Annotated in this window: 1 protein-coding gene and 1 pseudogene; both read right to left on the reverse strand. The window is 67.4% G+C overall.

The features are described from left to right. The coding region (locus KDB67_RS22190) for an acyl-CoA dehydrogenase family protein (RefSeq protein ID WP_291020713.1) at window positions 1–937 on the reverse strand (937 nt) is incomplete at its 3' end. Window positions 938–1,051: 114 nt separating this feature from the next. Further along, window positions 1,052–2,053 (reverse strand): annotated as a pseudogene (locus tag KDB67_RS22195) (acyl-CoA dehydrogenase family protein); the annotation flags it as partial. Window positions 2,054–2,056: the final 3 nt, after the last annotated feature.

The following is a 2,056-nucleotide window of genomic DNA, read 5'->3' on the forward strand; positions in this document are numbered from 1 at the left end:
CCGCGGCGTCGGCCATCGAGATCGCCTCGCCGGTGGAAGCGACCTGCCAGTTGAGCAGTTCGTTGATCCGCACATAGGCATCGATCTGGGCGAGAGTTCTTCGCACATCGGTGTGTTCGCCGATCACTGTCCCGTCGGGGCCGGTACCGCGCGCCCATTCGCGGACGTGTTCGGCGAGGCCGTCGAGTTTGCCGGCCGGGCCGAGCATGACACGTTCGTGGTTGAGCTGAGTGGTGATGAGGCGCCAGCCGCCGCCCTCCTCGCCCACCCGCATCGACACCGGAACACGGACGTCGTTGTAGTAGGTGGCGTTGACGTGGTGGGCGCCGTCGGCGGTGATGATCGGGGTCCAGCTGAAACCGGGATCGGTGGTGTCGACGATCAGGATGGTGATGCCCTTATGCTTCGGGGCTTCTTTATCGGTGCGGCAGGCCAGCCAGATGTAGTCGGCGTCATGGCCGCCGGTGGTAAAGACCTTCTGCCCGTTGACAATATAGTGATCGCCGTCGCGGACCGCGGTGGTGGTGAGCGACGCCAGGTCGGTGCCGGCATCGGGTTCGGTGTATCCGATGGCGAAATGCACCTCACCGGCCAGGATCGCGGGCAGGAACCGCTTCTTCTGCTCGTCGGTGCCGAGGGCCTGCAGCGTCGGGCCTACGGTTTGTAGCGTCACCGATGGCAGCGGGACATCGGCTCGCACAGCCTCATTGGTGAAGATCTGCTGTTCGATCTCGCCGAAACCCTTGCCGCCATACTCCTTCGGCCAGCCGACACCGAGGCGTTCGTCCGTTCCCATCCGCTTGATGATCCTGCGGTAGGCCGGGCCGTGCCGGTCGGTCAGCATCTCGCGGGCATCGTCGGCCGACACGAGCCCGGTGAAGTACGAACGCATTTCGCCACGCAGGGCATATTGCTCGGGCGTGAGATCGACGAGCATCGTCGTATCCTCGGGTTCCGCTGCCGCACTGCGCGCACCGTCGATGGAAGCCAGCTCATCGAGTTGTACGGCAGCGCCACCGACGAGGCGGGCGAGGTCCTTGGCGACGGAGAAGTAGCGGTGCAGCGGGTAGGTGAGGTCGACGCCGATCCCGCCGTGCAGGTGGGTCATCGTGCGCATCGTGGCCGGGATCTCCGCGGCCAGCCAGTACGTGGCGATAGTCAGGTCGCGTCCTGCGTCGAGACCCTGCGAGAGCCGCCAGCCCGCCGCGGTGGTGGCCAGTTCCATGCCGCGGCCGATGACGTAGATGTCGGCGAGCTGTTGAGAGACGGCCTGGAACAAGGCAATCGGCTTGCCGAACTGCTCGCGGGTGGACACGTGGCCCGCGGTCAGCCGGGTGGCGCCATCGATGAGTCCGTCGGCGTAGCGGGCCAGTGCCAGCCGGTACTGATCACGCAGCACCGCCGAGTCGATTCCGAAGATGTCGCCATCAGCGAGCGCCACATCGGTGAAGGTGACGGTGTATTCACCCGCACCACTGGACGACGGGGTGCGCCGCACGGTCACGCCGTCCGCGTCGCGTGGCACCACCACGACGCCATCAGCCGTGGTCACGAAGAATGCGGACGCACCATCGGCGTGCAGCACACCGGTTTTCATGCCGGTGAGCTTGCCGTCGACGATATGCGCAGTGGGCCGCGAGCCGAGTGCGTCGCCCGGCTCGGAGACTGCCACCGAATACCAGGAACCGGATACGAGGGGCGCGGCGAGCCGTGCGCGGGTGTCCGGGTCGGCCGACCGCAAGGTCAGTTCGGCCGCGATCGCACCGATGGCCGGGGTCACCGCCGCCGCAGCGCCCAGTGCGCGCAGCAGCGGAGCCACACCGAGGACACCGAGGTCGTCGCCGCCGGCCGATTCGGGCAGGGCGAGCGCGAGCAGACCGGCGTCAACGAGCGCCTGCCACAGCTTGCCGTCGTGGTCGTCGGCGTGCGCGTCGGCCTGTTTGCCGAACGTCGGCTTGCCGAAGGTGGCCGACCACTCGGCCTCGTGCCGCGACAGCACGTCGGCCGCCACATCGCGCACCGCACACGCGGTGGCATCGAGCGCGAAGTCCACGAA

The sequence above is a fragment of the Gordonia sp. (in: high G+C Gram-positive bacteria) genome (assembly GCF_020438995.1).
GTDB lineage: Bacteria > Actinomycetota > Actinomycetes > Mycobacteriales > Mycobacteriaceae > Gordonia.